The sequence below is a fragment of the Undibacterium sp. Tian12W genome (assembly GCF_049339405.1).
In the GTDB taxonomy this organism is placed as follows: Bacteria; Pseudomonadota; Gammaproteobacteria; order Burkholderiales; family Burkholderiaceae_D; genus Undibacterium.
On record NZ_JBMPPK010000024.1, the window covers coordinates 44,910 to 69,614 of the forward strand.

Consider the following 24,705-nt stretch of genomic DNA (forward strand, 5'->3'; position numbering starts at 1 on the left):
TCAAGCCAGATGTATCATGCCGGCCGCCACTGTCTGATGCGTGACTTCATCAATGAGGATGAATGCACCCGTAGAGCGCAAGTCATTGTAATCATCAACTGCCAGTGCCTGCGCCACATTCAGCGTGACGGTTGCAATATCATTGAGCTTCAGGCTGTCTGCAGGGCGGCGTTCTTGCGTATTGATATCAAGCAGGGTATCAATGCCGGTGACTCGGGCAGCGACTTGCCTGGTGGTGTGCTTAAGCCAGTATTTGCGGCGTATATCCAGCGCATCTTCTGACAGCCAGCACAAATCAGCCTTGACGGTTTTCAGCAGCGTGGCCGGGCGGTCCGCGCCAACCAGCATGTCGCCGCGTGAAATATCCACATATTCATCCAGCAAGATAGTCACTGACTGGCCGACGACGGCAGTGTCCAGTGAAGTATCCAGCGTCAGAATGTCTTTGACAGTAGCTGTCTGGCCACCAGGTTGCACCAGGAGTTTATCGCCCTTGCTGACCTTGCCAGCTTCAATACGGCCCATATAACCACGGAAGTCATTCGCTTCATGACCATTGTGGCGCGCCACCAGTTGTACTGGGAAACGGAAAGGCTCGTCATGGCAGGCATCATAGACGCTCAATGATTCCAGCAACTCTATCAGCGTTGGGCCCTTATACCACGCCAGTTTTTCGCTGGCTGTGACCACGTTGTCACCCGCCAGGGCAGACAGCGGGATAGGTCGTATGTCTTTCAAACCCAATTGATCAGCAAACTCCTGGTAGGCACCAATGATGCGCTCATATACCTTCTGGTCATAGTCCACCAGATCCATCTTGTTGACGGCAACAATCACGTGCTCAATTTGCAGCAGATGGGCAATGGTGGAATGGCGTTTGGTTTGCGTCAGCAAATCGACGCTGCCATCATCATTCAGTTTGACCTTGGAGACGTCGATCAAAATGATCACTGCATCTGCAGTGGAGGCACCAGTCACCATATTGCGCGTGTATTGTTCATGGCCTGGTGTATCGGCTATGATGAACTTGCGTTTTGGCGTCGCGAAATAGCGATAGGCCACATCGATGGTGATGCCTTGCTCGCGTTCTGCTTCCAGGCCATCCGTCAGCAGGGACAAGTCTATGGTATCGCCAACGGTGCGCTTGTGTTTGGCGCGAGAGATGGCGTCAAGCTGGTCAGCAAAAATACCCTTGCTGTCAAACAGCAGGCGACCGATCAAAGTGCTCTTGCCATCATCCACTGAACCCGCCGTGATGAAGCGCAACAGGCCACGTTCTCTACCAACGGCGGCAGTCAATTGTTCTACGGCGTTCATTAGAAATATCCTTCTTTTTTACGTTTTTCCATCGATGCTTCTGATGTCTGGTCATCCATGCGTGTGGCACCACGTTCTGTGATCTGGGTAATCGCTGTCTCAGCGATAATGGCTTCAACCGTTGCAGCGTCAGAAGACACCGGGCAGGTGCAGGAGATATCGCCAACAGTGCGGAAGCGCACGATTTGCGTTTCTACCGTTTCACCATCACGTGGCGGAGTCAAATCCGTCAGCGGCACCAGCAAGCCATTGCGCGGTATGACCTGGCGTTCATGGGCAAAATAAATCTGTGGCAATTCGAGTTTTTCACGGGCGATGTATTGCCATACGTCGAGCTCGGTCCAGTTGGAAATAGGGAAGACGCGCATGTTTTCACCGGCGTGTACGCGGGTGTTATACAAATCCCATAGTTCTGGGCGTTGTGCTTTCGGGTTCCATTGACCAAATTCATCGCGGAAAGAGAATATCCTTTCCTTGGCACGCGCTTTTTCTTCATCGCGACGGGCACCGCCTATGCAGGCATCAAACTTATGTTCGGCAATGGTTTCCAGCAAGGTCACGGCTTGTGCTGCATTGCGTGAATCAGTTGCCGGGTTGCGTAAGCGTACTGTGCCACGGCGTATCGATTCTTCTACCGAACCAATGATCAGGCGTTCACCCAGTTGCGCCACGCGCTTGTCGCGAAATGCGATGACTTCAGGGAAGTTATGACCAGTGTCGATATGCACCAGCGGGAAAGGGAATTTACCCGGGCGGAAAGCCTTTTCTGCCAGACGCAGCAAGACGATGGAGTCTTTGCCGCCAGAAAACAGCAGGGCAGGGTTGCTGCATTCAGCCGCGACTTCGCGCATGATATGGATGGCTTCGGATTCCAGCCAATCCAGGTGGCGATTGCTCGCAGCATCAATAAAATGGTTTTCCACGACAGTATTCATGATTTTTCTTCTTCAGACAGCTTGTTTAATTCGGATCAGCTTGCCATCCACTACATGCAGGCCACATTCCTTGGAATCGGGGTTTTCCCACCACCATCGTCCAGCCCTGACATCTTCACCTGGCTGTATGGCGCGGGTGCAGGGTTCACAGCCTATTGATGGATAACCTTTGTCGTGCAAAGGATTGTAAGGCACATTGTTGCTTCTGAGATAGTGCCAGACATCATCTTCTGACCAATCTGCCAAAGGATTAAACTTTTGCAGGCCATGTGTTGCATCATCTTCCTGTATCGCCAGTTCAGTACGTGTTGCAGACTGCGCACGGCGCTGGCCTGTGACCCAGGCCTTATTGCCTGCCAGGGCACGTTTCAGCGGTTCTACCTTGCGTATGCGGCAGCATTCCTTCCGCATTTCCACACTGTCGTAAAACGCGTTTTTGCCGTGCTGGCTGACATAATTTTCTACTGCGGCTGCATCAGGTTTGAACAACTTGATTTCTGTGCCATAGGTTTCCTTGACTTTATCCAGCATGCCCAGGGTTTCTGCATGCAGGCGTCCGGTTTCCAGTGAGAAAATCGTGATATTCAGTTTCTTGCGTAAAATCAAGTCAGTCAACACCATATCTTCTGCCGCCAGACTGGATGCAAACACGGCTGGCTCAAAGTCGCTGGCGATTCTTTCCAATATAGCCTGTGTTGCGGCAAGGCGCTCCAAAAAATCACTCATGCCTGCGCTCCGGTGCGCTCCGCACGGCGGAACAAGGGGTTTTTTTCATCCCAGGAAGTCTGGTATTTTTCAGAAAAATCGGTGAGACCCTTGATCGCGTCATGGATGTTTTTGTCTTCACGTGTGGCAAAGGCATTGAAGCCCACGCGCTGCATGTAAAACAACTGGTCGCGCAAGACATCACCGATGGCGCGCAATTCGCCAGTGAAGTTAAGGCGTGAGCGCAGGTTATAGGCGATGGAATAACCACGGCCATCTGCAAATTTAGGGAAATCCACTGCCAGCAGACTAAAGCGGCTGATATCTTCTTTCAATTCTTTTGCTTGCTCATCGCTGCTGAACCAGACGGCGATATCAGTGCGGTTCAGCAGGCTTTCGCGTTGCAGCAACCATACTTTCAAAGGGATGATGACTTTGCCTGCCGGTACGCTGATAGCATCCGGTGTTTCATTTTCGGTGAGACGCAGTACTGTCCAGTCGTCGGCTACGATGGCTTTATCTTTAATAATTTCTCGCATGATGCACTTTCTTAATTTCAGTAGCTGACTGCAGTACCGGCGTCTTCACCATGATGTTCATTGGTACGTATCGGCGTTGCATACACAAATTCTTTGAATGGCGCGATACCCAGGCGTTGTGCCGTATCGATGAAGCGCTCATTTTCCAGGCGGTCACGCACATACACCTGGATGATGCGGTCTATCACTTCCGGCATTTGTCCTGCAGCGAAAGACGGGCCTATGATCTTGCCTATTGCCGAATTATTGCCTTGTGCGCCACCGATGGACACCTGGTAAAACTCGCTGCCATCTTTGTCCACACCCAGGATGCCGATATTGCCGACATGGTGATGGCCACAGGCATTGATACAGCCAGACATATTGAGTTCTATGTCGCCGATATCATGCAGGTAATCAAGGTCGTTGAAGCGGTCAGTGATATCCAGCGCGATAGGAATGGACTTGGCATTTGCAAGCGCGCAGAAGTCACCGCCAGGGCAGCAAATCATATCGGTCAGCAAGCCGATATTTGGTGTCGCCAGTCCATGGGCCTTGGCTTCTTGCCAGACGGTGAACAAGTCAGCAACTTTAACGTCTGCCAGCACCAGGTTTTGCTCATGCGTGACACGCAATTCACCAAAGCTGTATTGGTCAGCCAGATCAGCAATAAAGTCCAGTTGTTCAGAACTGGCGTCGCCCGGTGGCACACCTGGTTTTTTCAGCGACAGCACCACAGCAGAATAACCAGCCACTTTATGTGGCTTGACATTACGCTTGACCCAGTTGGCGAAGGATTTATTGTCTTGCAAATGCTGTTCATAAGCGGCATCTTGCGCAGGCAGGTTTTCATAGTCTGGCGTTGTGAAATAGCTCGCTACACGTTTCAATTCAGCGTCTGTCAAAGTAGCCGGGCCATCTTTGATGTCTTGCCATTCTTCTTCTACCTGGCGACCAAATTCTTCAGCACCTATGGCTTTCACCAAAATCTTGATACGGGCTTTGTAGATATTGTCGCGACGACCGTACTGGTTATAGATACGCAGTATCGCTTCCAGGTAGGTCATGACATGCTTCCATGGCAGGAAATCACGTATCACGCTGCCCAGAATAGGGGTACGCCCCATACCACCGCCTACCATGACTTTAAAGCCGACTTCGCCAGCTTCATTGTGCACTACAGTCAGGCCTATATCATGTACTGCAATCGCGGCACGGTCTTCTTTTGCACCATTGATGGCGATCTTGAATTTGCGTGGCAGGTAGGCAAACTCAGGGTGAAAGGTCGTCCATTGACGCAGGATTTCTGCATAGGCGCGTGGGTCTATCACTTCATCCGCAGCAACACCGGCAAATTCATCGGAGGTGATATTGCGCATGCAGTTGCCAGAAGTCTGGATGGCATGCATTTCTACTGATGCCAGTTCTTCCAGTATGTCTGGTGTATCTTCCAGGTTAATCCAGTTGTACTGGATATTCTGACGGGTCGTAAAGTGACCATAACCACGATCATATTTGCGGGCAATATGGGCAAATTTGCGTACCTGATTCGACGACAGCATACCGTAAGGCACTGCTACCCGCAGCATATAGGCGTGACGCTGCATATACAGGCCGTTTTGCAGACGCAAAATACGGAATTCATCTTCGCTCAATTCATTCGAAAGCCGACGGCTAACCTGGTCACGGAATTGTGCAATACGTTCCTTGATGATTTGGTGATCGTGCTGGTCGTAACGATACATCTTTAATTACCCATAAAATGCGTCTGTAAGTACGCGATTGCAAACAGAGTCAGAGGACAAGCTTGGCAGCAACCAAAGTCAGAGTGGTTGCCAACAGGCCACGTAAAAATTTTTCCGGTACTGCGCGTGCTGCCATTGAGCCCAAAGTAATACCAGGCAATGAGCCGATCAAGAGGCTGCCCAGCAAGACCCAGTCTATCGAACCCAGCCACCAGTGACCAAAAGCGGCAATGGCCGTTAGAGGTACAGCATAGGCGATATCCGTGCCGGCGATATGCGCGGCAGACATGCGTGGATACAGCATGACCAGCAAAGTCGCACCGATCGCGCCAGCACCGATAGAAGAAATGGTCACCAGCGTACCTAACACTGCACCTGCGATGATCGTGGCTGCAGCCAGTTTTTTGCCTTGCAGTTGTTTTTCAGGGTGCTTGTTGAGCCAATTCAACATCTTGCCTTTAAACAGCAAGGCAACCACGGTCAGCAGCACAGAAACAGCGATGGAGTAGCGTATGAGCTGGCCTATTTCCTTGTCCAGTGCACCAAAGTGCTTGAGGAACAGCGTCGCAACGACGGCGGCAGGCAAAGCGCCGTAGCACAGCAGGCGTACTACATGCCATTCAACCGTGCCGCGCAATCTATGGGTAAAAGTACCTGCGGCCTTGGTAATCGATGCAAAGGCGAGGTCGGTGCCTACTGCCACTGATGGTGAAACACCAAACAGCAAGGTAAGCAGGGGAGTCATCAGCGAGCCGCCACCTACACCGGTCAGGCCGACCAGAGTGCCCACTGCAAATCCTGAAAATATATAGGTTAACGTCATGTCGCCTCGCGCAAAGTAGGTGCATCGTAATGAATACAGGCTTTATTCCAAACTACTTAGTATTCATTTGCTTATATACGTATTTGATATATGCAAAATCGCTGGACTGATATTGCCTTTAGTTTAATTCGTAAAAAATAAATAAATTATTCAAGAGACAATTTATACAGAAAAGCTTGTGCTTTTGATGTGTTTTTATTTACTGACGTGGCGTGGTTTGAAAAATTCATGTGGTTTTTGAGTAGAAACGCCAGAAGCTACTTAAAAACAAGCATAGATGTTGCTCTGTGGAAATGCGAGGCTATTCGAACAATATTTTTAATAATCCTCATGTTGATATCTGTTTTTCGTATTTAGTGAAAATTGTCGATTAAAGCATGTTCAAGCAGCCATTTTATTTTTGCGTATAATTCAATGGCCGAATATCTCGGCAGGTTGTACGTCTTCAGGGCGGGGTGTAATTCCCCACCGGCGGTAAATTCACAGTATTGCCCTGGCAATGCGAGTGAACAAGCCCGCGAGCGCTTGCAGTAAAAACTGTTGCAATGAGTTTGTATCAGTTTGCAAGGTCAGCAGATCTGGTGAGATTCCAGGGCCGACGGTCATAGTCCGGATGAGAGAAGATGCGCCTTATACAAAACTCCTATGGTCAAAGCCGTGGGCGTTGGTGTTTGGCTATTCGTTTTTTACTCCCTGAAACGTCTTTTGCACATTCACTTTTGCCGGAGCGTTTCATTATGTTCAATACTATTAGTAATACTAGTACTACTGTCCCATCCTCTGTTTCCTCCCCGCCGGAAATTTTATCCCTTAGTCCTTTTGAGCAGCGCCTGTCCAGAGCGTTGGCAGACTTGCGCAATGGCCGTCCTGTGTTGCTCATGGACGACTTTGACCGCGAAAACGAGGCTGATCTCATTGTTGCCGCAGAAAAAATCACCGTTGAATCCATGGCCAGGCTGATACGCGATTGCAGCGGTATTGTCTGCCTGTGCCTGACTGACGACAAGTTGCAGCAACTCGATCTGCCCCCCATGGTCAGTCACAATGAAAGCCGTTATGGCACAGCTTTCACGGTGTCGATAGAGGCCAAACAAGGCGTGACTACCGGTGTTTCTGCGGCTGACCGCGTCACGACTATCCTGACTGCCATCGCAGCAGATGCTAAACCTGAGGATTTGGCCCGGCCTGGCCATGTCTTCCCTTTACGGGCTGCGCCCGGTGGTGTACTCAGCCGTCGTGGGCATACCGAAGGTTCTGTTGATCTGGCTATCATGGCAGGGTTGTCTCCGGCAGCTGTATTATGTGAATTGATGAACCCGGATGGCAGCATGGCCAAAGGCGCGCAAATCATAGAATATGCAGTGACCCACGATATCGTGATACTCACGATTGATGAGCTTGCCAGCTATCGCGCATCAACTGCTGTGTAGTATCCTGAGCGGGTAATTACATGTATTGATACCAGGAGTGAGGCCATGAACATATTCAGAAAAGTTGTGGTGCTGACCATGTTATTGGCCGTCACCGCGGTGCAGGCCGAGCCTGCCGCCTGGTATAAATGGTACAGTAAGCTCAATGCTCACGTAGTCTGCTCCCAAACTTCGCCAGGCGAGGGCTGGGAGCAACAACCGAGGGCTTACCTTGATGCACGCTGCGAGCGTCCTAAAAAAAGCTGAAGTATCCCGCGCCGATGTCGGATCTGCAGGATCTGCAGGACCTCCCGGATCGTCCCCAAGATTTTTGACACTCGTTTTTTCAAAACAGGTATTGCAAATACACGATTCTTCGCATAAGTTGACATTACATCTATCTTGCATTCCCTGTCTTTGCCATAAGCAAGAATTGATGCAGATTCGCTGTTCAACTCCCCGTTTCATTTCCTTACAACACTAGGATAATCAGCTTCCAGAGCCATCAATAAAACAAATGCAGTATTTGTTTATGGTCGGCGATAGAGATGACTGTCCTTTTACTTTCAGATGGCAGCCACATGATGAAACCAGGAAATGAAGGAGTGAGCATGTTGATTGAACGTGAGGCAGAGAGCTGCTACCTCGGACAGTTTATCCCCCTGCAATACCATCACAATATGTTGATGGATTTAAACCGCATGGATAACTTCAAGGCGGCGATACGACGTCAGGTATTTGAAGGCGCAAAAGTGCTGGAGCTTGGCGGTGGCACAGGCGTGTTGTCCTGGTTTGCGGCGCAAGCTGCCTCCAAGGTGTATTGCGTAGAATTCAATCCTGACATGGTGGATGAGGCACGTCGCTTATTGGCCATGAACCGTGATGGTGAAAAAGTTGAAGTCATTCACGCCGATGCTTTTGAATACCTGCCACCCGAGCCCGTTGATATCGTCATTTGCGAAATGATCCATGTCGCCATGCTGCGTGAAAAGCAGGTTGAAGTAATAGAAAATTTCAAGAAACGTTATGCTGCCAAATTTGGCGGGCCATTGCCAATATTCATACCAGAAGCCGTCGTCATGGCAGTCCAGCCTTTGCAGCAGGCTTATGATTTTTCTGGCTATCAGGCGCCGATTATCCAGTTTCAGCAGGCGGGCGTTTTTTCTGCCGACACGATAGAGCTGGCGCAGCCAGCCTTGTACAGCATTATTGACTTCAGTCAACCCAATGACTTGCAAATCAAATGGGAAGGCAGTTTTACGATAGAAAAATCGGGAACGGTCAGCGCCTTGCGTTTTGTGACCAAGAATATCCTGGCGGTATTGATGGAAACTTCATCGACCATAGACTGGTTGAATCACTATATGGCCTTGCCACTGGCCCAGCCAGTTGCGGTAAAAGAAGGTGATCTGTTGCAAGTCAGCTTCCAGTATCGTGCTGGTGGTTCCATCGCTTCCCTGCAAAACTCCATGCAGGTGGAAGTGAAATCCACTGCAAGTGTCCGTGCTGGGCATTTGTCGCTGGCTTACGGCTGATTCCAGTAAAATGTAAAGAGCCTGCATTTTTTCAAATGCAGGCTCTTTTTTTGTGACGACTGTTTTTGCGGCGACTGTTTTAGTCTGGTCGATTATCTTCCTCTCCTGCCGGATTAGCCAGTGCCTGCTGTATCAAATCCTCTTCAGAGATTGGCGGCAACTCATTCAGTTCTTCTGGCCTGGCTTGATGTGCCAGGTTCAGGGCATGCTCACCCAGAAATGCCAGGCCATCCCGCTCATCTTCTGGCTTCTCCTGCGGACTGGCATGCGCATTCAAGTTTTCATTGTCAGCATCGTCACCAGACTCTCCATCCAGATCATATTCAAGCCCATCTCCAGCAGTTGCCAGGGCTTGCGTCAATAAATCATCGTCTGCTACAGGCGGGAGTTCAGCAAGTTCTTGCAGGTGTAATTTTTCCTCGAAAGTCAATTCTGGACTGGCTTGAAAGGAGGGTAAGCCATAGTCTGGCTCAGGATATTGTGGCGCACCTGTTGTACTTTGTTTGCCCAGGCTTTCCAGATAAGCGGCAAAGTCACCGTTTTTGGGAACATCATTATTCACGATGAGCTTTTCGTTCTATGGTTTTAGCCAGAAATCAGTTTTCGTGGCCATCGTGCATGGGCAAGGTATCTGAATCAGGTTTGAACAGCTTGATGTCGCGCACATTTTTTTGTACTGCAACAGCAGCAAACAGACTCAGCAAAAATGCCATGGCAAAGAAACCTTTTTCACTCCAGCCCAGTGCTGCGTTGAACAGACCTACAGCCAGTAACAGTATGGATAAACCCAGCGACAGCCAGCAAAGGCCAAAGTAGATGCCGGTAACAGGAATACCTTCGAGTTTGTCGCGCACTGATTTTTGCAGGGAAACGGCAGCAAACAAGCCATACATCAAGACGGTAAAGTAATAACCTTTTTCATTCAATTGCATCTCTGCATTCCAGACGCCAGCAAAATAAGTGGCTGCACCTATAAACAATGCGGCCCATGATGCGCCCACAAATGCACCGGTAGGTGCGTGAAGTTGAGGTTTCAAACAAGGACTCCTTGAAATAAAAGATTGAATCAGGTTTTACCGGATTCGCCGGAATTTTGCAATATTACAATGAGAAGAGCCAGGAAATAGCATATTTGGCCCAAATAATAAGCCAAGTAGCCAGCTAGATATATTTGGGGTATATGGACAAAATTAATTCATTCGCGTAAGGTCACCCCTTCTTGCCTGAGCGGCAATGGTCTTCTGTTTCTTTGTGCACTTTACCGGAGTCGAATAATGTCTTTACGTTTTGTTGCTGTGCCCGCTGGAAAATCCTTGATAACTTGCCTGGTCGCAGGCCTGTGTTTGTCTGCTACCGTACAAGCTGCACCAGCTAAAGCCAAGAACCCGCCTGTCAAGGCAGTGCAGGCATCCAAACTGAATCTTGGCGATATCCTTAAAGATTCCAAGGCCACTGACTGGAGGCCGCTTGATCCTGAAAATACGCTGTACCTGAATCTGGACAAAGGCCGTGTCGTCATTGAGCTGGCACCCAATTTTGCCCCCAATCATGCACAAAATATCAAGGCACTGGTACACGAGGGTTATTTTGATGGTTTGGCTATCGTACGTTCACAAGAGAACTATGTCGCGCAATGGGCAGACCCGGATGAGAAGCGTGAAGTTAAAACTGCCAAACGCAAGCTTGAAGGTGAGTTCACCGTCAAATACCCAGCCAATTTACCGTTTACGCAATTACCTGATGTTGATGGCTATGCGCCGCAAGCGGGTCATGCAAACAGTTTTCCGGCGGGGCGTGATCCCAGGACCGGCACAGCCTGGCTGGCACATTGTTATGCCAGTGTAGGCGTTGCCCGTGGCACTGATGCGAACAGCGGCAACGGCACATCTTTGTACGTGGTGACCGGGCATGCGCCAAGACAGCTGGATAGAAATATCACGGTAGTTGGTCGTGTTGTGCAAGGCATGGAATTACTGACGACCTTGCCACGTGGTACAGGGCCCTTGGGATTTTATGAAAAAGCCGAAGAGCGCACGCCCATTAAGAGTATGAAAATAGCTGCCGATGTGCCCGAGTCTGAACGCAGCAAACTGGAAATCATCCGCACTGATACTGCAACTTTCAAATCAATTATCGATGCGCAAAGAAATCGTGGCGGTGACTGGTATAAGGTGCCGGCAGGGTATATCGACCTGTGTAATGTGCCGCTGCCAGTCAGGCCGCAAAAGTAATCAAACGCCTGAAGTATGTGACGCCCTGTTCAGGCGTCACATGTGCTTGCTCTAACAGAAATGATTAATAGCTCGAGCTGTCCATGCCCGATACTGGGCAAGAATTACCTATGTCAACACTGCAAGCAATAATGGCCGCTGAAGTGGCACTGTTTATATCTTGCGCTAGTGTTACGGGGTTATTGCTACTGGTAATGAATTCCTGACCGGGTGAATTCACTGAAAGCCATGGCCAGGCTGGGTCAATAATTCCCTTATTAATGCTGCGTTGATTAAAGCCGCTTCTGATGATGATAGTCAGATACAAAGAAAAGATAAATACAAAAATACCCAGTGCTATATAAGGAAATGTGTGTGAGGGTGAGACATTAGGTAAGAGCTTGTGCAGAAAAATGACCAGCAGAGCAGCTATGGCAAAAAAGCAGACGAAGGACTTGAAAATATTAATACGCAATTGGGACATCTTGGTTCTCCGGTAAAAGGATCAATAGGCATTTGTTGCAATTGCGCTTGTATTTTATGCCAGTTGAAAACTTCCTGCCGGAGGCATCATTTTATTGATGTACCATCGCAATAACATTACTGCCCGGGGTTGTTCAGCTCTTCATGAATGCGATTGATGCCCTGCAGGAGGGCATCACTGAGTTGCACTTCCAGCGCATCAATATTCTCTTTTAACTGTGTCAGGTTTGTTGCGCCTATGATGGTGCTGGCGACAAAGCTGCGCGAATAACACCAGGCAAGAGCCAGTTGTGCTGGCGTCAAGCCGTGTTCACGTGCCAGAGCGGCATAACGTTTGCTGGCTTCAAATACGCTGGCACGCATGTAGCGCGGGCTCCACGTTGGCGGAAATATTGTCAGGCGGCCATGGGCTTTGGCATCGTCAGTATATTTGGCTGTCAATTGCCCGAATGCCAGAGGGCTATACGCCAGCAAGCCGACATTTTCACGGAAGCAGGTTTCATCCAGGCCCTGTTCAAATGCACGGTTCACCAGGTTGTAGGCATTTTGTATGCTGGCGATATTCGCCGTGCCTTGCAATTCTGCCTGCTTGATAAATTCACTGACACCCCAGGATGTTTCATTCGATACGCCAAAAGCGCGTATCTTGCCTTCCTTGACGAGGGCATTCAATACTGCCACTGTTTCAGCTATATCTGTACAGGGTCTTTCCATTGCTGGATCAAATTGTTTTTGCCCAAAGATGGGGGCATTGCGGCTGGGCCAGTGCAATTGGTACAGATCGATGTAGTCTGTTTGCAGGCGTTGCAAACTGGTCTCAATGGCGGCACGAATATTCTTTTCATTCAAATCATTTTCACCATTGCGTATCCAGCCCATGCCGCGTGAGGGGCCAGCTACTTTGGTCGCCAGCACGATCTCATTACGCTTGCCAGATTTTTTGATCCAGCTACCGATGTATTGCTCAGTCTTGCCCTGTGTCGCCGCACGTGGCATGACCGGGTACATCTCTGCCGTATCAATAAAGTTGATGCCACGCTCCAGCGCATAATCTAACTGTTCGTGCGCTTCTGCTTCAGTGTTTTGCTCGCCAAAAGTCATGGTGCCCAGGCAGATGGTGGTTACATTCAGCTGGCTATTGCCAAGTAAAATTTTCTTCATGATGATAGGAGTAAATTATTTATGTCCGCGCAAGGCATCTGCGCAGTCTTTGACCAATGCGGGGCCTTGATAAATCAGGCCAGAATACACTTGTACCAGCGCCGCACCTGCCTGCATTTTAGCCACGGCGTCGGCACCAGAAAAAATCCCGCCCACGCCGATGATGGGGATTTCATTACCCAGTTCTGCTTTAAGGGCGCGGATCACGCGGTTGGATAATTCAAACACGGGTTTGCCAGACAGGCCACCCGTTTCTTCTGCATGTGGCAAGCCTTGCACCGCATCGCGGGTAATGGTGGTATTGGTCGCAATGACACCGTCTATCTTGTGACGTAACAAGGCTTCACCTATGGTCTTGATTTGCTCTGCATCGATATCTGGAGCGATCTTCAGGGCAACTGGCACATAGCGTTTATGTTCATCCGCCAGTTTTTGCTGCGCTTCCTTCAGTTGCGACAGCAAGGCATCCAGCTCAGTCGCTCCTTGCAACTGCCGCAGGTTCTTGGTGTTTGGGGAAGAGATATTCACTGTCACATAACTGGCATAGGGATACACCTTGGCCAGGCAATGCAGATAATCTTCTGCCGCACGTTCTATCGGTGTATCGGCATTCTTGCCTATGTTGAGGCCAAGCACGCCTTGTTTGTCCTGGTAAAAACGCGAAGCCTGTACGTTTTTGACAAAGGCATCGACACCACCATTGTTAAAACCCATGCGGTTGATAATCGCATCTGCCTGCGGCAGGCGGAACATGCGTGGCTTGGGATTACCCGCTTGCGCACGCGGTGTGACTGTGCCAATTTCTATGGAACCAAAACCGATTGCCGCCAGGCCATCAATATACGCACCGTCCTTGTCCAGGCCAGCAGCAAGACCCACGGGATTGGGAAAACGCACACCCATGACAGTGCGCGCATCTTCTGCAGGTTTATTGCCCAGCAAGCCACCCAGGCCAAGTTTATTGGCACGCTGCAGCGCAGGTAAGGTCAGGTGATGGGCATTTTCCGGATCCATGGCAAACAGGGCAGGGCGGATCAGGGAGTAAAGAAGTTTTGCAGACATGTAAATAGGTGGGAAAGAAAAGTTAAAAATAAAATTTGAGAGACAAACAGAAAGGAGAGCTTCACAGTTCCCGCAAAGTCTGCCAGCGCCCCTGCATCAAGGCATCAAGGGGGCGGAAATTGGTTTTGTAAGCCATCTTGGGGCTGGCAGCGATCCAGTAACCCAGATAAACATAGGGCAGCTTCAATAAGCGCGTTTGCTCTATCTGCCACAAGACATTGTAGGTGCCGTAGGATGCAGTCGCATCATCCGGGTCATAAAAGGTATACACGGACGACAAGCCATCTGTGAGCACATCAATGATGCTGACCATGCGCAGGATATTGTTGTCATCCCTGAATTCAACCAGGCGTGTATTTACCCGGCTTTGCAGCAAAAATTGCGCATATTGGTCACGGCTGTCATTGTCCATGCCGCCGCCAGAGTGGCGCGCACCCTGATAGCGCTGGTAGAGCTCATAGTGTTCATGCACATAACTGAGGCTGCTGACGCGTGCATGCAGATTGCCATGTTTTTTCCAGGCGCGGCGCTGGCTGCGGTTGGTTTCAAACTCATTGACGCGTACGCGCACTGGTGTACAGGCCTGGCAGTTATCGCAATGCGGCCGGTAAATAAAAATGCCGCTACGGCGAAAGCCACTCTTCACCAGCTCTGAATATGCATCCGCATTAATCAGATGCGCAGGCGTGGCCACCTGTGAACGCGCCTGCAAGCCTTCCAGATAACTGCAAGGGTAGGGCGCTGTCGCATAAAACTGTATGCTGGCGAAGGGGAGTTCGTTAAGCTGGGTCACGGGCTGATCTTGTTGACTATGGTCCAATTGCTAATCGCTGGCAAGGCACTGGCATGTTCTACCCAGCGCAAAAACTCGGCTCTGCTAATCGCTTTTGCGCCCAGAGATGCCAAATGTGCCGTCTCTTGCTGGCAGTCTAACATTTTCACCCCATGTTCACGCAAGAAAAATACCAGGTGTGCCAAGGCTATTTTTGATGCATCCGTGACTCTGGCAAACATGGATTCGCCATAAAACATGCGGCCTATGCAAACGCCATAGGCACCACCGACCAGTTCACCATCCAGCCATACCTCGGTCGAATGGGCATATCCCAGCTTGTGCAAGTCACAATAACCAGCAACGATGTCGTCAGAAATCCAGGTGCCATGCTCTTCACCGCGCGGCGCGGCACAAGCCCGCATGACATCTTCAAAGGCAGTATCAAAGCGCACCTCCCAGCGCGGGTCTTTGCTGATCTGGCGCAAGCGCTTCTTCAGACTTGCGGATAGTTTGAAATCCTCCACCTGCAAGACCATGCGGGGATCGGTGGACCACCACAAAATAGGTTGCCCATCAGAAAACCAGGGAAAGATGCCATTTCTATAAGCATATAGCAAGCGTCCTGCTGACAGGTCGGCACCCGCTGCCAGCAAGCCTGCCGCACCGTCTTTTTCAGTAAGTGCGTTGCTGGGATGAGGGAAGGGGCTATCAGTTTCCAGCCAGGGGATCACGCAGCCCCCAATATTGCTTGCACCAAAAAAACGCCATTTTTCAGTGCGCCAAACTTGGCCATCAAATAATCAGTTTCTAAAAATCGCATTAAATCAATCACTTATCGTTTGCACCAAATTGGAATGCATTTTGCTTTATCAGTGTATCTTTAATTCAAACTTGCACTTAAATTGGGAGATATTTTGCATGAATGCACAAAATAGCAGCGCGGACGCCTTGTTTATCTTGCTTGGCGCAATCATGATTTTAGCAATGCATGCGGGTTTTGCGTTTTTAGAATTGGGTACTGTGCGCAAGAAAAACCAGGTCAATGCCCTTGTCAAGATACTGGTTGATTTTGCCGTATCGACCATCGCCTACTTTTTTGTCGGTTACACCATTGCTTACGGCGTGCAGTTTTATTCTGGTGCCGAAGTGCTGGTCGCCAAAAACGGCTTTGAAATGGTCAAGTTCTTTTTCTTGCTGACCTTTGCCGCCGCCATTCCCGCCATTATCTCAGGCGGCATTGCCGAGCGGGCAAAATTTCACCCGCAACTGATCGCGACAGCCTTGCTGGTCGGTGTGTTATATCCTTTCTTTGAAGGCATAGCCTGGAACCAGCGTTTTGGCATACAGGCTTGGTTAAAAGCAGCTTTCTCTGAAGAATTCCATGACTTTGCCGGTTCTGTGGTTGTGCATGCCTTTGGTGGCTGGGTGGCCTTGCCTGCAGTATTGTTACTGGGTGCACGCCGTGGCCGCTATATGAAGAATGGCGCAATTGCCGCCCACCCACCATCGAGCATCCCTTTTCTGGCCTTGGGTGCGTGGATACTCACTGTGGGCTGGTTTGGTTTCAATGTCATGAGTGCACAAACCATGGAAAAGATGAATGGCCTGGTTGCCATGAATTCTCTCATGGCCATGGTGGGCGGTACGCTGGTCGCTTTCATCCTCGGCAAGAATGACCCTGGCTTCGTCTACAACGGCCCTCTGGCGGGTCTGGTGGCAGTTTGTGCCGGTTCTGACCTTATGCATCCGCTGGGCGCACTGTTTACTGGTGGCATGGCTGGCGCCATTTTTGTCTGGATGTTCACCTGGACGCAAAACAAATGGAAAGTCGATGATGTACTCGGTGTCTGGCCCCTGCATGGGCTATGCGGTGCCTGGGGTGGTATTGCTGCTGGTATCTTTGGCTTAAAGTCTCTGGGTGGTCTTGGCGGCGTCAGCTTCATGTCGCAATTGCTGGGCACCGTCATGGGTGTTGCGATTGCTTTCATCGGTGGCTATATCATCTACGCCAGTTTGAAAAAACTCGTAGGCATACGTCTTGATCCTGAAGAAGAATTTGAAGGTGCAGATTTGGCTATACACAAAATCTCATCGACTGCAGAACGCGAAACCAGTTGGTAATGACGAAAATAATGTCGAAAAAAATGGGCAAATTAAAATTTGCCCATTTTTTTTGATATTAGCCTGGCCAATGTTATTTCAGCCATCCCGCATGGGCTTGAAAATATCATGCTCATGCGTCCGGAAGCGCCCACCATTTTTTACTTTCGCCAGATCTTCAAAGAAAAACTTCAGTGTATGGCCTATGGTAGGGAAGGCGATGTCATCCCAGGGAATTTGCTCTTCAGAGAATAGCGCCACTTCCAGGCTCTCGACCCCGGCGGCGTAATTCAGATCCAGCAAGGTGGCGCGATAAAATAAATGCACCTGATGTACATGTGGCACATTCAAGATAGAAAACAGCTCATGTAATTTGATATTGGCACCAGCTTCTTCCTCGGTCTCACGTTGTGCAGCCTGTGCCGTTGTCTCATTATTTTCCATGAAGCCGGCAGGCAGGGTCCAGAAGCCCAGACGCGGTTCTATGGCTCGCTTGCATAATAATATCCTGGTGACACCATCTTCTTCCCAAGCAGGAATAGAACCTACGACCATCTTTGGGTTTTGATAATGGATAGTGCCACAAGCCGGGCAAACAAAACGCTCGCGGGTATCATCAACAGGAATTTGCAAGACCACCGGGGACGCGCATTCAGAGCAGAATTTCATGGGCAAAAAAGAGTCAAAATTGGCGAATCTGCAGAGTGTAACACCTGTCCGTAAAAGCGCGGCAAAAGTCCATGTCCTATAAAAGAATTGCGCTGAGCAGCAAAATCATGTATAGTTTCATTCTTCAGACGCGGGGTGGAGCAGTCTGGCAGCTCGTCGGGCTCATAACCCGAAGGTCGTAGGTTCAAATCCTGCCCCCGCAACCAAGTATTCAAGTCCTTGATCAGAAATGATCAAGGACTTTTTGCTTTTCTGCGTTCTTCTTTTTTCGCTTCTTCTCCCATCGTTCTCTCCGATGCTTATTTCTCTCTTGCTGACGCAGATATCTGTAGCGGAATGACTTGTCGTGCATTCGTTTGCCTTGCGGCTTTTGGGTGTTCGGAAATATTGTGTAATCTGGCGGCGGTGGCAGGTGTGTTGTCGTCGGTTTTGAATACGCTGACGACATCGGCTTGTCTTCTTGCCTGATCCTGCAGGGATTCGGCGGCGGCGGCTATTTCTTCTACGAGGGCAGAGTTTTGCTGGGTGGTATTGTCCAGTTCCACAATGGCCCGGTTGATTTGTTCTATGCCGGCAGTCTGTTCTGCGCTGGCGGAGCTTATTTCTGCAATGATATGGGTTACATGTCTGACGCTGCTGACAACTTCACTCATGGTTAGCCCGGCTTCATCAACAAGCTGGGTTCCTGCATTGACCTTTTCTACAGAGGTATCGATGAGGAGTTTGATCTCTTTTGCTGCGGTTGCAGAACGCTGGGCAAGATTGCGTACTTCAGAAGCAACCACGGCAAACCCCCGGCCTTGCTCGCCAGCGCGCGCTGCTTCAACGGCTGCGTTCAGTGCCAGAATATTTGTCTGGAAGGCGATGCCATCAATGACGCTGATGATATCGACAATCTTCCTGGATGATTCGCTGATGGATGACATGGTATCGACCACCCGTGTGACGACATTGCCACCTTTGACCGCTACTTCAGACGCATTTTTCGCAAGCTGATTTGCCTCGAGGGCGTTATCGGAGTTTTGCTTGACGGCACTCGTGAGTTCTTCCATGGATGACGCGGTTTCTTCCAGTGCGCTCGCCTGCTTTTCCGTGCGTGCGGAAAGGTCCTGATTGCCTGATGCGATTTGTGTGGATGCGGTGGCTATCGTGTCCGTACCACTGCGTATTTGTCCGACGATGTCTATCAGGTTGTTGTTCATCAATGCCAGGGCGCGCAGCAGGGAACCCATTTCATCTTTGCCAGTAACATCGATATCACTGGTCAAATTACCACTGGCGACGGTTTTGGCGATCTCTACTGCACTATTGAGTGGAGTGACTATGCGCCTTGTGATTGACCAGGCGATAAAGCTGCTGATGATAGCTGCAAGTATGCCGGTAGCGATCATCAGTTGAGTCGCCGATTCAGCTGTTTCCTTGGTTTCTATGGCTGACTCCGCCATCAATCCCTCTTGAAACTTGATGAGTGATTCCATCGCTTCCAGGTAGCTGAGTTGTTTGGGGCGGACTTCCTTAAACAGAAAATCTTTTGCTTCATCTTTGTTGCCATCCGTCACGAGCTTGATCATTTTGTCTCTGACGGGAATGTATTGTGCGCGCTGCTCTATGGTGAGCCTGAGTAATTCCTTGGCTTTTGGGTTGCGTATGGTGGGGATCAGTTTATCGAGTTCGCTGGTAATAACCTGAGAAGACTTTTGTACGCTGTCGATTTCCTTTTTAATTTCAGCTTCGTCGCTCATGAGCAAGATATTGCGCAAATTTCTGGCTTGTAGATTCAGGTTTTTGATAGCGTCGTTCAGTACATATATTTTTTGATAGCGATCATTGACGGTCAGGTTAATTTCGCTGTCGAGTAAAGTCAGGCGGGAAGCACCTATGGCAACAACGGCGATCAGCATCAAGATAACTAAGCCAAAACCTGAATACAGGCGTTGACTGATTTTGAGGTTTGCAATAAACATTTTTTATCCCCTGAAAGGCTGTGCTGCTGGTCGGATGCGATTGACAATGAGCGGCGGCTGAAGCGGGTCGTCCTTGAAGACAGTAATTCAAAAAATGGTGTGGCAAGTTTGCTGGCAATTGCTAATGCGAGATATCAGGTTTCTTGCCAAGGTAACGATGTACAAATGTTGCTTGCTTTAATGGCATTGAATTGCATTTTACGCATCATCTTTGATTGAAGTCCACGTGAAAAATCAAAGTGTATGTTTTATGCAAAAGTTGCAATTTATTGTAAATTCAACCAATTTTTGCATGTTGTCCAGATTACTTAAGAATAAGTAAAATGCAAACTATTATTGTAAATCCTGAATCTGATGTGGTAAGGAGAAATGCCGTGAGTATCGAACTCGATCACACTATTGTCCCTTCGTACGACAAGCTGGCTTCGGCAAAACTGTTGGCTGAATTGCTGGGTGTGCCTTGGTCGCCGACAGCCTTGGGTCCGTTTGCCCCGGTATTTGTGAACGAAGGCTTGACGCTGGACTTCATCCAGACTGACGAGGACTTCCCTGTTTATCATTTTTGTTTTCGCGTCAGCCAGCAGACGTTTGATGACATACTCGGGCGTATCAAGCGGGCTGGCATTTCTTATCGCAGCTCTGTGCGCGGGCCTGTAGATATGCGAATCAATACTGATTATGGCGGGAACATGATTTACTGGAATGAGCCTGATGGTCACCAGTGGGAAATGCTGACGGTCAGTTATGCGCGGCAGTCAGCTTAAGGCTTGATCGTGAAAGTAAATTGGTATTCCCCAAAAAAGCGGAATGCCGCGTCGCTGACCTCGGTCAGATCGACTTCAATGTCGCCGATGGGCGCTGCTGCATCGCTTTGCCCATGTGCCCATGCATCAAAGCAATCTACATGTGCGCCTTGTTGTATCAGTGTGCGTATGCTTGCTGCAATTTGACGTGTTGCTTCAATAGTATCGTGATCTTCTTCAAACCATGCTTCTGGTTCGCCAAATCCGAGCTCTATGCTGTCGTCAGATAAATGCCTGAAATTGCAACTGCATCCGGCATTTGAGGCAAGGAACCATTTATGTTCGAAGCGTAGATATTTTTCTTCTGGAATGCCAGGTAGCTTTTTTGCGAACTGAATTAGCTCATTGCTGGCAAGAGAAAGATCGGAGTCTGAACTGGTGCTCAGGATGGTCATGAAGCACATGGCTTGTCATCAGTTTGATTGAAAATCATTGGCCATTGTTTCATAAAATCTTATTTAATGTTGTTAATGTAAATGCAATTTAATCTTTGTTTTACTTAAGTCGCATGCAATCTGTCCAGATTTTCCCATGCGGACTTTTTAAATGCATGGTACTCTCGCACCCTTGCAATCATATGCAAGATGTTGTTGGAGGGCTTGTGGTTGGCTTTCCGGTTTGGGTTCAGAAATGGCAGGAGTGGGGATGCGAGCGGTTAATGTGCTTGATTTTCCGCTTGCAGACGGAAATAATGAGTTAAGCCACGTTTTAGCGTGGCTTTTTTATTGTTTGTTGACGATATTTTTTGATCGTCTGCGAATTTCTGGACTACAATCCAGTGTCTACTAATTTTAGGGATTGTGCGCTGCTAAGTTCTTTGCGCGCTCCATGCAGTCCCAGCCGCCCGCATAAGGGGCGTTGCTGCCAGGTTGGTGGCAACAAATTTAATACAAAACTGATGTGAACAATAGCGAAATGGTAACTGAGGTATCAGTTGTCTTGTTGCATGACATCAACTAAATAAACCCGTGTACTTTAATATTGCATGAATACTGCTGAGGCAAAACGAGTCCTCGAAACAGCCTTGTTATGCGCGCCAGAGCCGCTGACAGTCAATACGATGAAAAAGCTGTTCCAGGATGCGGATGATCAAGGTGATGTGGTCGGCGCAGATACTATCAAACTGATGCTGGAAGGCTTGCGTCAGGACTGGTCCGACAAGGGCATAGAGCTGGTGGCTTTATCTACTGGCTGGCGCTTTCAAAGCAAGCCCGAGATGCGCGCCTATATAGACAGGCTGAACCCGGAAAAGCCACCAAAGTATTCAAGAGCAACGCTGGAAACCCTGGCGATTATTGCTTATCGCCAGCCGGTGACGCGCGGCGACATAGAAGAAATTCGTGGCGTGACCGTGGCGTCGCAGATGATTAAAACTCTGGAAGACCGTGGCTGGATAGAATCCATAGGCCACAGGGATGTGCCAGGCCGCCCATCCTTGTTCGCCACTACCAAGCAGTTTTTGGATGATCTGGGTCTGTCTTCGTTGGATCAGTTGCCGCCTCTGCAGCAAGTGAAACGGGATGCTGAAGAGGAGCTGGTTCCTGAATTGGCGGCTCTGGATGGTGGAATGTTTGCCGCTGTTGAGGTCGATGCATTGGTGGCGGAGCCTGTAACTGATGGCGAAACTGTTTCTGAGCAAGCTGTGAATGTGGTTTTGCCTGATGCGGATACCCTTGATGCTGAGCATGCTGAGCATGCTGAGCCGGCAGCAATGGTGGATTCAAGCAATGAACTCACGCAAGAGTCAGCGGATATTGCAGAGATAGAGGTACTTGCAGATGCTGAATTGGAGCCATTGCCGCAAGAAATAAATGATGCACAAGATTCACAAGATGCGCAGCAGCAACAGCAGACTGAGGCCGCACAGGATGCGAAAATTGCATCTGGGCAAGGGTCTCAAGAGGGAGCTGACGTTAGCGCTGAGCCAGATGCTGTAACTTTTGATGTTGTGACGGACAGCGCGCTGCCTGCAATGGATGATGCTGCAGATATTGTCGCTGAAGAGTCAGTCGAGACCGCAGGCGAAACAAAAATTGCAGAAGTATCAGAAGTGATAGTAAAAGAAATTGCCGAAGATATAAGCGAAGAAGTAATTGACGAAGTAAGCGAAGAAATAAGTGAGGTTGGGGGAGACTCTCAACCTGTCACGCAATTGAGTGATCAGGTAGCCGATACTGCGGCACCGGATAGTGTACCGGGCGCTGCAGCGAGTCAGTTGCCTTCAATAGAACTGAAGAATGAATCCAATGAATCCTGAAGATGTAAATGCTGACCAAGCTGATGGTGCGGGCGCAAATGATAATGGCGCTGCTGGTGGTGATGACGCAAAACCGGCAAAGCGCGCTGCGCGTGCCCCGCGTACTGGAGTAAGCCGATCCAAGCCTAAGCAAGAGAATGCAGAGCAATCAGCAGGCGCTACTGAGGCAGCAGTAGCAACTGTAGCGGTGACAACATCCGCCGATGATGTTGCAGAAGCGCCAGTTAAAAAAGCACGTGCACCGCGCGCGCCGCGTACTCCTAAAGAGCCTGGGGCAGCGCCACGCGCCAGCCGCGCCAAAGCCAAGCCTGCGGAAGTTGTCGAGGAGCATGTAGCAGTCGCTCCCGAAGCTCCTGTAGTTGCCGAGCCAGTTGTGCGTACTGAGCAAATAGCCGAGCGTAGTGAACGTCCACCGCGCGGCGAACGCCCACCCCGCACAGAACGTGCGCCAAGGGCGGATCGTGCGGAGCGAACGGAGCGCACAGAGCGCGGTGAAAAAACTGAAAACGGCGAAAAAACTGAACGTCCAGTCCGCGCTGATCGTGGTGAGCGTAACGACCAGCGTGCCGACCGCGCAGAGCGTCCAGATCGTGGTGAACGCAGTGAGCGTACCGATCGCGGTGACCGCAATGATCGTGGCCCACGTCAAAACGCTGGCCAGCCAGGCGCTAACAAATCCAAGCGTCCGCAGCAACAAACTCGTGGCGGTCGCCCTGGTGCTGGCAATAATGCCGATGACGTGTTTTCTTTTGTTACTTCCGAGGCATTTGATTCCGGTGTTGCTGATGATGCCAAAGGCAAGGGCCGTGGCAAGCCAGTGCGCCGTGATCTGACTGCAGATGATGATGCGCCTAAGTTGCATAAAGTACTGGCTGAAGCAGGCCTGGGTTCGCGCCGCGACATGGAAGAGCTGATTGTTGCTGGTCGTGTCTCTGTGAATGGTGAGCCAGCCCATATTGGTCAAAGAATTTTGCCTACTGATCAAGTACGTATCAATGGCAAGCCCATTATGCGCAAAGTCAGTAAAAAACCGCCACGCGTACTGATTTATCACAAGCCTGCTGGCGAAATCGTCAGTACTAATGATCCAGAAGGCCGCGCTTCCGTGTTCGAGAGCTTGCCAAGCATGAAGGTTGGCAAATGGCTGGCAGTAGGGCGTCTCGATTACAACACTGAAGGTTTGTTGCTGTTCACCACATCCGGTGATTTGGCAAACCGTCTGATGCATCCGCGTTATGGTATTGAGCGTGAATACGCTGTGCGTACTCTAGGTGAGCTCGAAGAAGGCATGCGTCAGCGTTTGCTGGCCGGTGTTGAGCTGGAAGATGGTATGGCGCAATTCTCCAAAATCACTGACGGTGGTGGTGAAGGTGTCAATAAATGGTATCGCGTCATCATTGGTGAAGGCCGTAACCGTGAAGTGCGTCGCATGTTTGAGGCTGTCGGCCTGACAGTTTCACGCCTGATCCGTACCCGTTATGGCGCTATGACCCTGCCTGCCAACCTCAAGCGTGGTCGCTGGGAAGAGCTGGAAGAGGATGCAGTTCGTGCCTTGTTGAAGTTGAGTGGCCTGGAAAAAGCCGGTGGCGACAAACCCGCAGTGCCAACCAAGGGCGGCAAACCATTTGGTAATAAGGCGCCTGGTTTTGGTACCGGCCCATTTAGCCAGAAGCAAGTCGGTTTCCCTATGTCTAGTGGCCGTAGTGAGCGTGCTGAATATGGTGCGGGTCGTGGCGGTAATGCTAACGGCAACAATGCATACGGCAACAAAACTGGCGGTAACGCAGGTAATCCGCGTAATGGCGCAGGTAATGGACCTGGCAACGGTGCTGGCAACAATGCCAACAACGCTAACGGCAAAAAACGTAGCCGCCAGCCAGATCCATTGCAAACGGCATTGGGTTTTCCTGATGCTGGGCAGCGTCGTGGCCCTACATCCCGTGGTAGTGGTCAGGCCATAGGTCAGGGAATTGCAGCGCGCAGGCGCTCACGTGGCGCATAATGTTTTTCGGTCGTTTTAAGCGTTTTGCAGTAGCGGGACGTGTTGAAATTACCTCGTTTTCCATTGCGACGAGGTAATTTATCGTTTATAATCTTGTAGTTAGCAGATTTAGCCTTTATTTGAATTTAAAATCGAGGCGCTACAAAAAAAGATGGGCAGTTGCCCATTTTTTTTTGGTTTTAGCGATTGATATCGTGTTGAGTGAGTTGCGGCGCAACGCTCAATAGCCCGA

General features: G+C 49.8%; 24 protein-coding genes, 1 tRNA gene and 1 riboswitch. Of the genes, 9 read left to right on the forward strand and 16 right to left on the reverse strand.

Going from position 1 to position 24,705, the window contains the following annotated elements; translation table 11 throughout:
* From ACO0LI_RS25490 to ACO0LI_RS25515, 6 genes are read right to left on the reverse strand one after another with little or no spacing between them, the layout of a single operon-like run.
* Positions 1-1,317, reverse strand: coding sequence for a sulfate adenylyltransferase subunit 1 (locus ACO0LI_RS25490; RefSeq protein ID WP_422953264.1), 1,317 nt, complete (start codon positions 1,315-1,317; stop codon positions 1-3).
* A complete protein-coding gene (cysD, locus tag ACO0LI_RS25495) occupies positions 1,317-2,252 on the reverse strand; it encodes a sulfate adenylyltransferase subunit CysD (RefSeq protein ID WP_422953263.1) in 936 nt (311 codons plus the stop codon). Before cysD ends, ACO0LI_RS25490 begins: the two co-directional genes overlap by 1 nt.
* Before the next feature lie 12 nt (positions 2,253-2,264).
* On the reverse strand, positions 2,265-2,978 hold the full coding sequence (locus ACO0LI_RS25500) for a phosphoadenylyl-sulfate reductase (RefSeq protein ID WP_422953262.1): 714 nt from the start codon (positions 2,976-2,978) through the stop codon (positions 2,265-2,267).
* Positions 2,975-3,496, reverse strand: coding sequence for a DUF934 domain-containing protein (locus ACO0LI_RS25505; RefSeq protein WP_423036180.1), 522 nt, complete (start codon positions 3,494-3,496; stop codon positions 2,975-2,977). The genes ACO0LI_RS25500 and ACO0LI_RS25505 overlap by 4 nt, the downstream gene beginning before the upstream one ends.
* 17 nt (positions 3,497-3,513) lie before the next feature.
* Complete coding sequence (locus ACO0LI_RS25510; protein WP_423036182.1) at positions 3,514-5,220, reverse strand: nitrite/sulfite reductase; 1,707 nt, start codon at positions 5,218-5,220, stop codon at positions 3,514-3,516.
* A 49-nt stretch (positions 5,221-5,269) separates the two neighbouring features.
* Complete coding sequence (locus ACO0LI_RS25515; RefSeq protein WP_422953259.1) at positions 5,270-6,043, reverse strand: sulfite exporter TauE/SafE family protein; 774 nt, start codon at positions 6,041-6,043, stop codon at positions 5,270-5,272.
* Between the two features lie 437 nt (positions 6,044-6,480).
* Positions 6,481-6,672, forward strand: a riboswitch (FMN riboswitch).
* 108 nt (positions 6,673-6,780) lie between these two features.
* On the opposite strand from ACO0LI_RS25515, the gene ribB reads away from it, so the two are divergent.
* The 3 genes from ribB to ACO0LI_RS25530 all read left to right on the forward strand — a co-directional run bounded on the left by ribB (position 6,781) and on the right by ACO0LI_RS25530 (position 8,987).
* A complete protein-coding gene (gene ribB, locus ACO0LI_RS25520) occupies positions 6,781-7,473 on the forward strand; it encodes a 3,4-dihydroxy-2-butanone-4-phosphate synthase (protein WP_422953258.1) in 693 nt (230 codons plus the stop codon).
* Between the two features lie 45 nt (positions 7,474-7,518).
* A complete protein-coding gene (locus ACO0LI_RS25525) occupies positions 7,519-7,719 on the forward strand; it encodes a hypothetical protein (RefSeq protein ID WP_422953257.1) in 201 nt (66 codons plus the stop codon).
* A 344-nt stretch (positions 7,720-8,063) separates the two neighbouring features.
* Positions 8,064-8,987, forward strand: a complete 924-nt coding sequence (locus tag ACO0LI_RS25530) for a methyltransferase domain-containing protein (protein ID WP_422953256.1) — start codon at positions 8,064-8,066, stop codon at positions 8,985-8,987.
* Between the two features lie 79 nt (positions 8,988-9,066).
* On the opposite strand, the gene ACO0LI_RS25535 is transcribed toward ACO0LI_RS25530, so the two are convergent.
* Together ACO0LI_RS25535 and yiaA are read right to left on the reverse strand one after the other, a co-directional pair.
* A complete protein-coding gene (locus ACO0LI_RS25535; protein ID WP_422953255.1) occupies positions 9,067-9,549 on the reverse strand; it encodes a hypothetical protein in 483 nt (160 codons plus the stop codon).
* 34 nt (positions 9,550-9,583) lie between these two features.
* Positions 9,584-10,024, reverse strand: a complete 441-nt coding sequence (gene yiaA / locus ACO0LI_RS25540) for an inner membrane protein YiaA (RefSeq protein WP_422953254.1) — start codon at positions 10,022-10,024, stop codon at positions 9,584-9,586.
* A gap of 237 nt (positions 10,025-10,261) precedes the next feature.
* Here yiaA and ACO0LI_RS25545 point away from each other — a divergent pair, with 237 nt between their 5' ends.
* On the forward strand, positions 10,262-11,218 hold the full coding sequence (locus tag ACO0LI_RS25545; protein WP_423036184.1) for a peptidylprolyl isomerase: 957 nt from the start codon (positions 10,262-10,264) through the stop codon (positions 11,216-11,218).
* 64 nt (positions 11,219-11,282) lie between these two features.
* On the opposite strand, the gene ACO0LI_RS25550 is transcribed toward ACO0LI_RS25545, so the two are convergent.
* From ACO0LI_RS25550 to aat, 5 genes are all read right to left on the reverse strand, one after another.
* Positions 11,283-11,681, reverse strand: coding sequence for a hypothetical protein (locus ACO0LI_RS25550; RefSeq protein WP_423036186.1), 399 nt, complete (start codon positions 11,679-11,681; stop codon positions 11,283-11,285).
* Between the two features lie 116 nt (positions 11,682-11,797).
* A complete protein-coding gene (locus tag ACO0LI_RS25555; protein WP_422953251.1) occupies positions 11,798-12,841 on the reverse strand; it encodes an aldo/keto reductase in 1,044 nt (347 codons plus the stop codon).
* A 15-nt stretch (positions 12,842-12,856) separates the two neighbouring features.
* Positions 12,857-13,903 carry a quinone-dependent dihydroorotate dehydrogenase gene (locus tag ACO0LI_RS25560; RefSeq protein ID WP_422953249.1) on the reverse strand — a complete coding sequence of 349 codons (1,047 nt, stop codon included), beginning with the start codon at positions 13,901-13,903 and terminating at the stop codon, positions 12,857-12,859.
* 61 nt (positions 13,904-13,964) lie between these two features.
* A complete protein-coding gene (locus ACO0LI_RS25565; protein ID WP_422953248.1) occupies positions 13,965-14,696 on the reverse strand; it encodes an arginyltransferase in 732 nt (243 codons plus the stop codon).
* Positions 14,693-15,409 carry a leucyl/phenylalanyl-tRNA--protein transferase gene (gene aat / locus ACO0LI_RS25570; RefSeq protein WP_422953247.1) on the reverse strand — a complete coding sequence of 239 codons (717 nt, stop codon included), beginning with the start codon at positions 15,407-15,409 and terminating at the stop codon, positions 14,693-14,695. The genes ACO0LI_RS25565 and aat overlap by 4 nt, the downstream gene beginning before the upstream one ends.
* Before the next feature lie 187 nt (positions 15,410-15,596).
* On the opposite strand from aat, the gene ACO0LI_RS25575 reads away from it, so the two are divergent.
* A complete protein-coding gene (locus ACO0LI_RS25575; RefSeq protein ID WP_422953246.1) occupies positions 15,597-16,799 on the forward strand; it encodes an ammonium transporter in 1,203 nt (400 codons plus the stop codon).
* 78 nt (positions 16,800-16,877) lie between these two features.
* Here the strand turns inward: ACO0LI_RS25575 and ACO0LI_RS25580 are convergent, their stop codons facing one another.
* A complete protein-coding gene (locus tag ACO0LI_RS25580) occupies positions 16,878-17,447 on the reverse strand; it encodes an NUDIX hydrolase (RefSeq protein ID WP_422953245.1) in 570 nt (189 codons plus the stop codon).
* A 129-nt stretch (positions 17,448-17,576) separates the two neighbouring features.
* Between ACO0LI_RS25580 and ACO0LI_RS25585 the strand changes: the two genes are divergently transcribed.
* Positions 17,577-17,653: transfer RNA gene (locus tag ACO0LI_RS25585), tRNA-Met, on the forward strand.
* 93 nt (positions 17,654-17,746) lie between these two features.
* On the opposite strand, the gene ACO0LI_RS25590 is transcribed toward ACO0LI_RS25585, so the two are convergent.
* Positions 17,747-19,411, reverse strand: coding sequence for a methyl-accepting chemotaxis protein (locus tag ACO0LI_RS25590; RefSeq protein ID WP_423036188.1), 1,665 nt, complete (start codon positions 19,409-19,411; stop codon positions 17,747-17,749).
* Between the two features lie 374 nt (positions 19,412-19,785).
* On the opposite strand from ACO0LI_RS25590, the gene ACO0LI_RS25595 reads away from it, so the two are divergent.
* Positions 19,786-20,175 (forward strand): VOC family protein, encoded by a 390-nt coding sequence (locus ACO0LI_RS25595; RefSeq protein WP_423036190.1) that lies wholly within the window; start codon positions 19,786-19,788, stop codon positions 20,173-20,175.
* Here ACO0LI_RS25595 and ACO0LI_RS25600 read toward each other — a convergent pair.
* On the reverse strand, positions 20,172-20,609 hold the full coding sequence (locus ACO0LI_RS25600; protein ID WP_423036194.1) for a hypothetical protein: 438 nt from the start codon (positions 20,607-20,609) through the stop codon (positions 20,172-20,174). The two genes, ACO0LI_RS25595 and ACO0LI_RS25600, sit on opposite strands and share 4 nt — an antisense overlap.
* Positions 20,610-21,199: 590 nt before the next feature.
* Between ACO0LI_RS25600 and scpB the strand changes: the two genes are divergently transcribed.
* Both scpB and ACO0LI_RS25610 read left to right on the forward strand, forming a co-directional pair.
* Positions 21,200-22,471 (forward strand): SMC-Scp complex subunit ScpB, encoded by a 1,272-nt coding sequence (gene scpB / locus ACO0LI_RS25605; protein WP_423036196.1) that lies wholly within the window; start codon positions 21,200-21,202, stop codon positions 22,469-22,471.
* The gene (locus tag ACO0LI_RS25610; protein WP_423036198.1) at positions 22,461-24,473 is read left to right on the forward strand and encodes a pseudouridine synthase; all 2,013 of its coding nucleotides are present in this window, start codon (positions 22,461-22,463) and stop codon (positions 24,471-24,473) included. Before scpB ends, ACO0LI_RS25610 begins: the two co-directional genes overlap by 11 nt.
* The last annotated feature ends 232 nt before the right edge of the window (positions 24,474-24,705 follow it).

Coding starts and splice junctions, on each gene's coding strand:
- ACO0LI_RS25525 (WP_422953257.1), top strand. CDS start 7,519: ATGAACATATTCAGAAAAGTTGTGGTGCTGACCATGTTATTGGCCGTC.
- ACO0LI_RS25500 (WP_422953262.1), bottom strand. CDS start 2,978: ATGAGTGATTTTTTGGAGCGCCTTGCCGCAACACAGGCTATATTGGAA.
- scpB (WP_423036196.1), top strand. CDS start 21,200: ATGAATACTGCTGAGGCAAAACGAGTCCTCGAAACAGCCTTGTTATGC.
- ACO0LI_RS25550 (WP_423036186.1), bottom strand. CDS start 11,681: ATGTCCCAATTGCGTATTAATATTTTCAAGTCCTTCGTCTGCTTTTTT.
- ACO0LI_RS25515 (WP_422953259.1), bottom strand. CDS start 6,043: ATGACGTTAACCTATATATTTTCAGGATTTGCAGTGGGCACTCTGGTC.
- ACO0LI_RS25490 (WP_422953264.1), bottom strand. CDS start 1,317: ATGAACGCCGTAGAACAATTGACTGCCGCCGTTGGTAGAGAACGTGGC.
- ACO0LI_RS25560 (WP_422953249.1), bottom strand. CDS start 13,903: ATGTCTGCAAAACTTCTTTACTCCCTGATCCGCCCTGCCCTGTTTGCC.
- cysD (WP_422953263.1), bottom strand. CDS start 2,252: ATGAATACTGTCGTGGAAAACCATTTTATTGATGCTGCGAGCAATCGC.
- ACO0LI_RS25555 (WP_422953251.1), bottom strand. CDS start 12,841: ATGAAGAAAATTTTACTTGGCAATAGCCAGCTGAATGTAACCACCATC.
- ACO0LI_RS25530 (WP_422953256.1), top strand. CDS start 8,064: ATGTTGATTGAACGTGAGGCAGAGAGCTGCTACCTCGGACAGTTTATC.
- ribB (WP_422953258.1), top strand. CDS start 6,781: ATGTTCAATACTATTAGTAATACTAGTACTACTGTCCCATCCTCTGTT.
- ACO0LI_RS25505 (WP_423036180.1), bottom strand. CDS start 3,496: ATGCGAGAAATTATTAAAGATAAAGCCATCGTAGCCGACGACTGGACA.
- ACO0LI_RS25590 (WP_423036188.1), bottom strand. CDS start 19,411: ATGTTTATTGCAAACCTCAAAATCAGTCAACGCCTGTATTCAGGTTTT.
- ACO0LI_RS25545 (WP_423036184.1), top strand. CDS start 10,262: ATGTCTTTACGTTTTGTTGCTGTGCCCGCTGGAAAATCCTTGATAACT.
- ACO0LI_RS25575 (WP_422953246.1), top strand. CDS start 15,597: ATGAATGCACAAAATAGCAGCGCGGACGCCTTGTTTATCTTGCTTGGC.
- ACO0LI_RS25510 (WP_423036182.1), bottom strand. CDS start 5,220: ATGTATCGTTACGACCAGCACGATCACCAAATCATCAAGGAACGTATT.
- ACO0LI_RS25610 (WP_423036198.1), top strand. CDS start 22,461: ATGAATCCTGAAGATGTAAATGCTGACCAAGCTGATGGTGCGGGCGCA.
- ACO0LI_RS25600 (WP_423036194.1), bottom strand. CDS start 20,609: ATGACCATCCTGAGCACCAGTTCAGACTCCGATCTTTCTCTTGCCAGC.
- ACO0LI_RS25580 (WP_422953245.1), bottom strand. CDS start 17,447: ATGAAATTCTGCTCTGAATGCGCGTCCCCGGTGGTCTTGCAAATTCCT.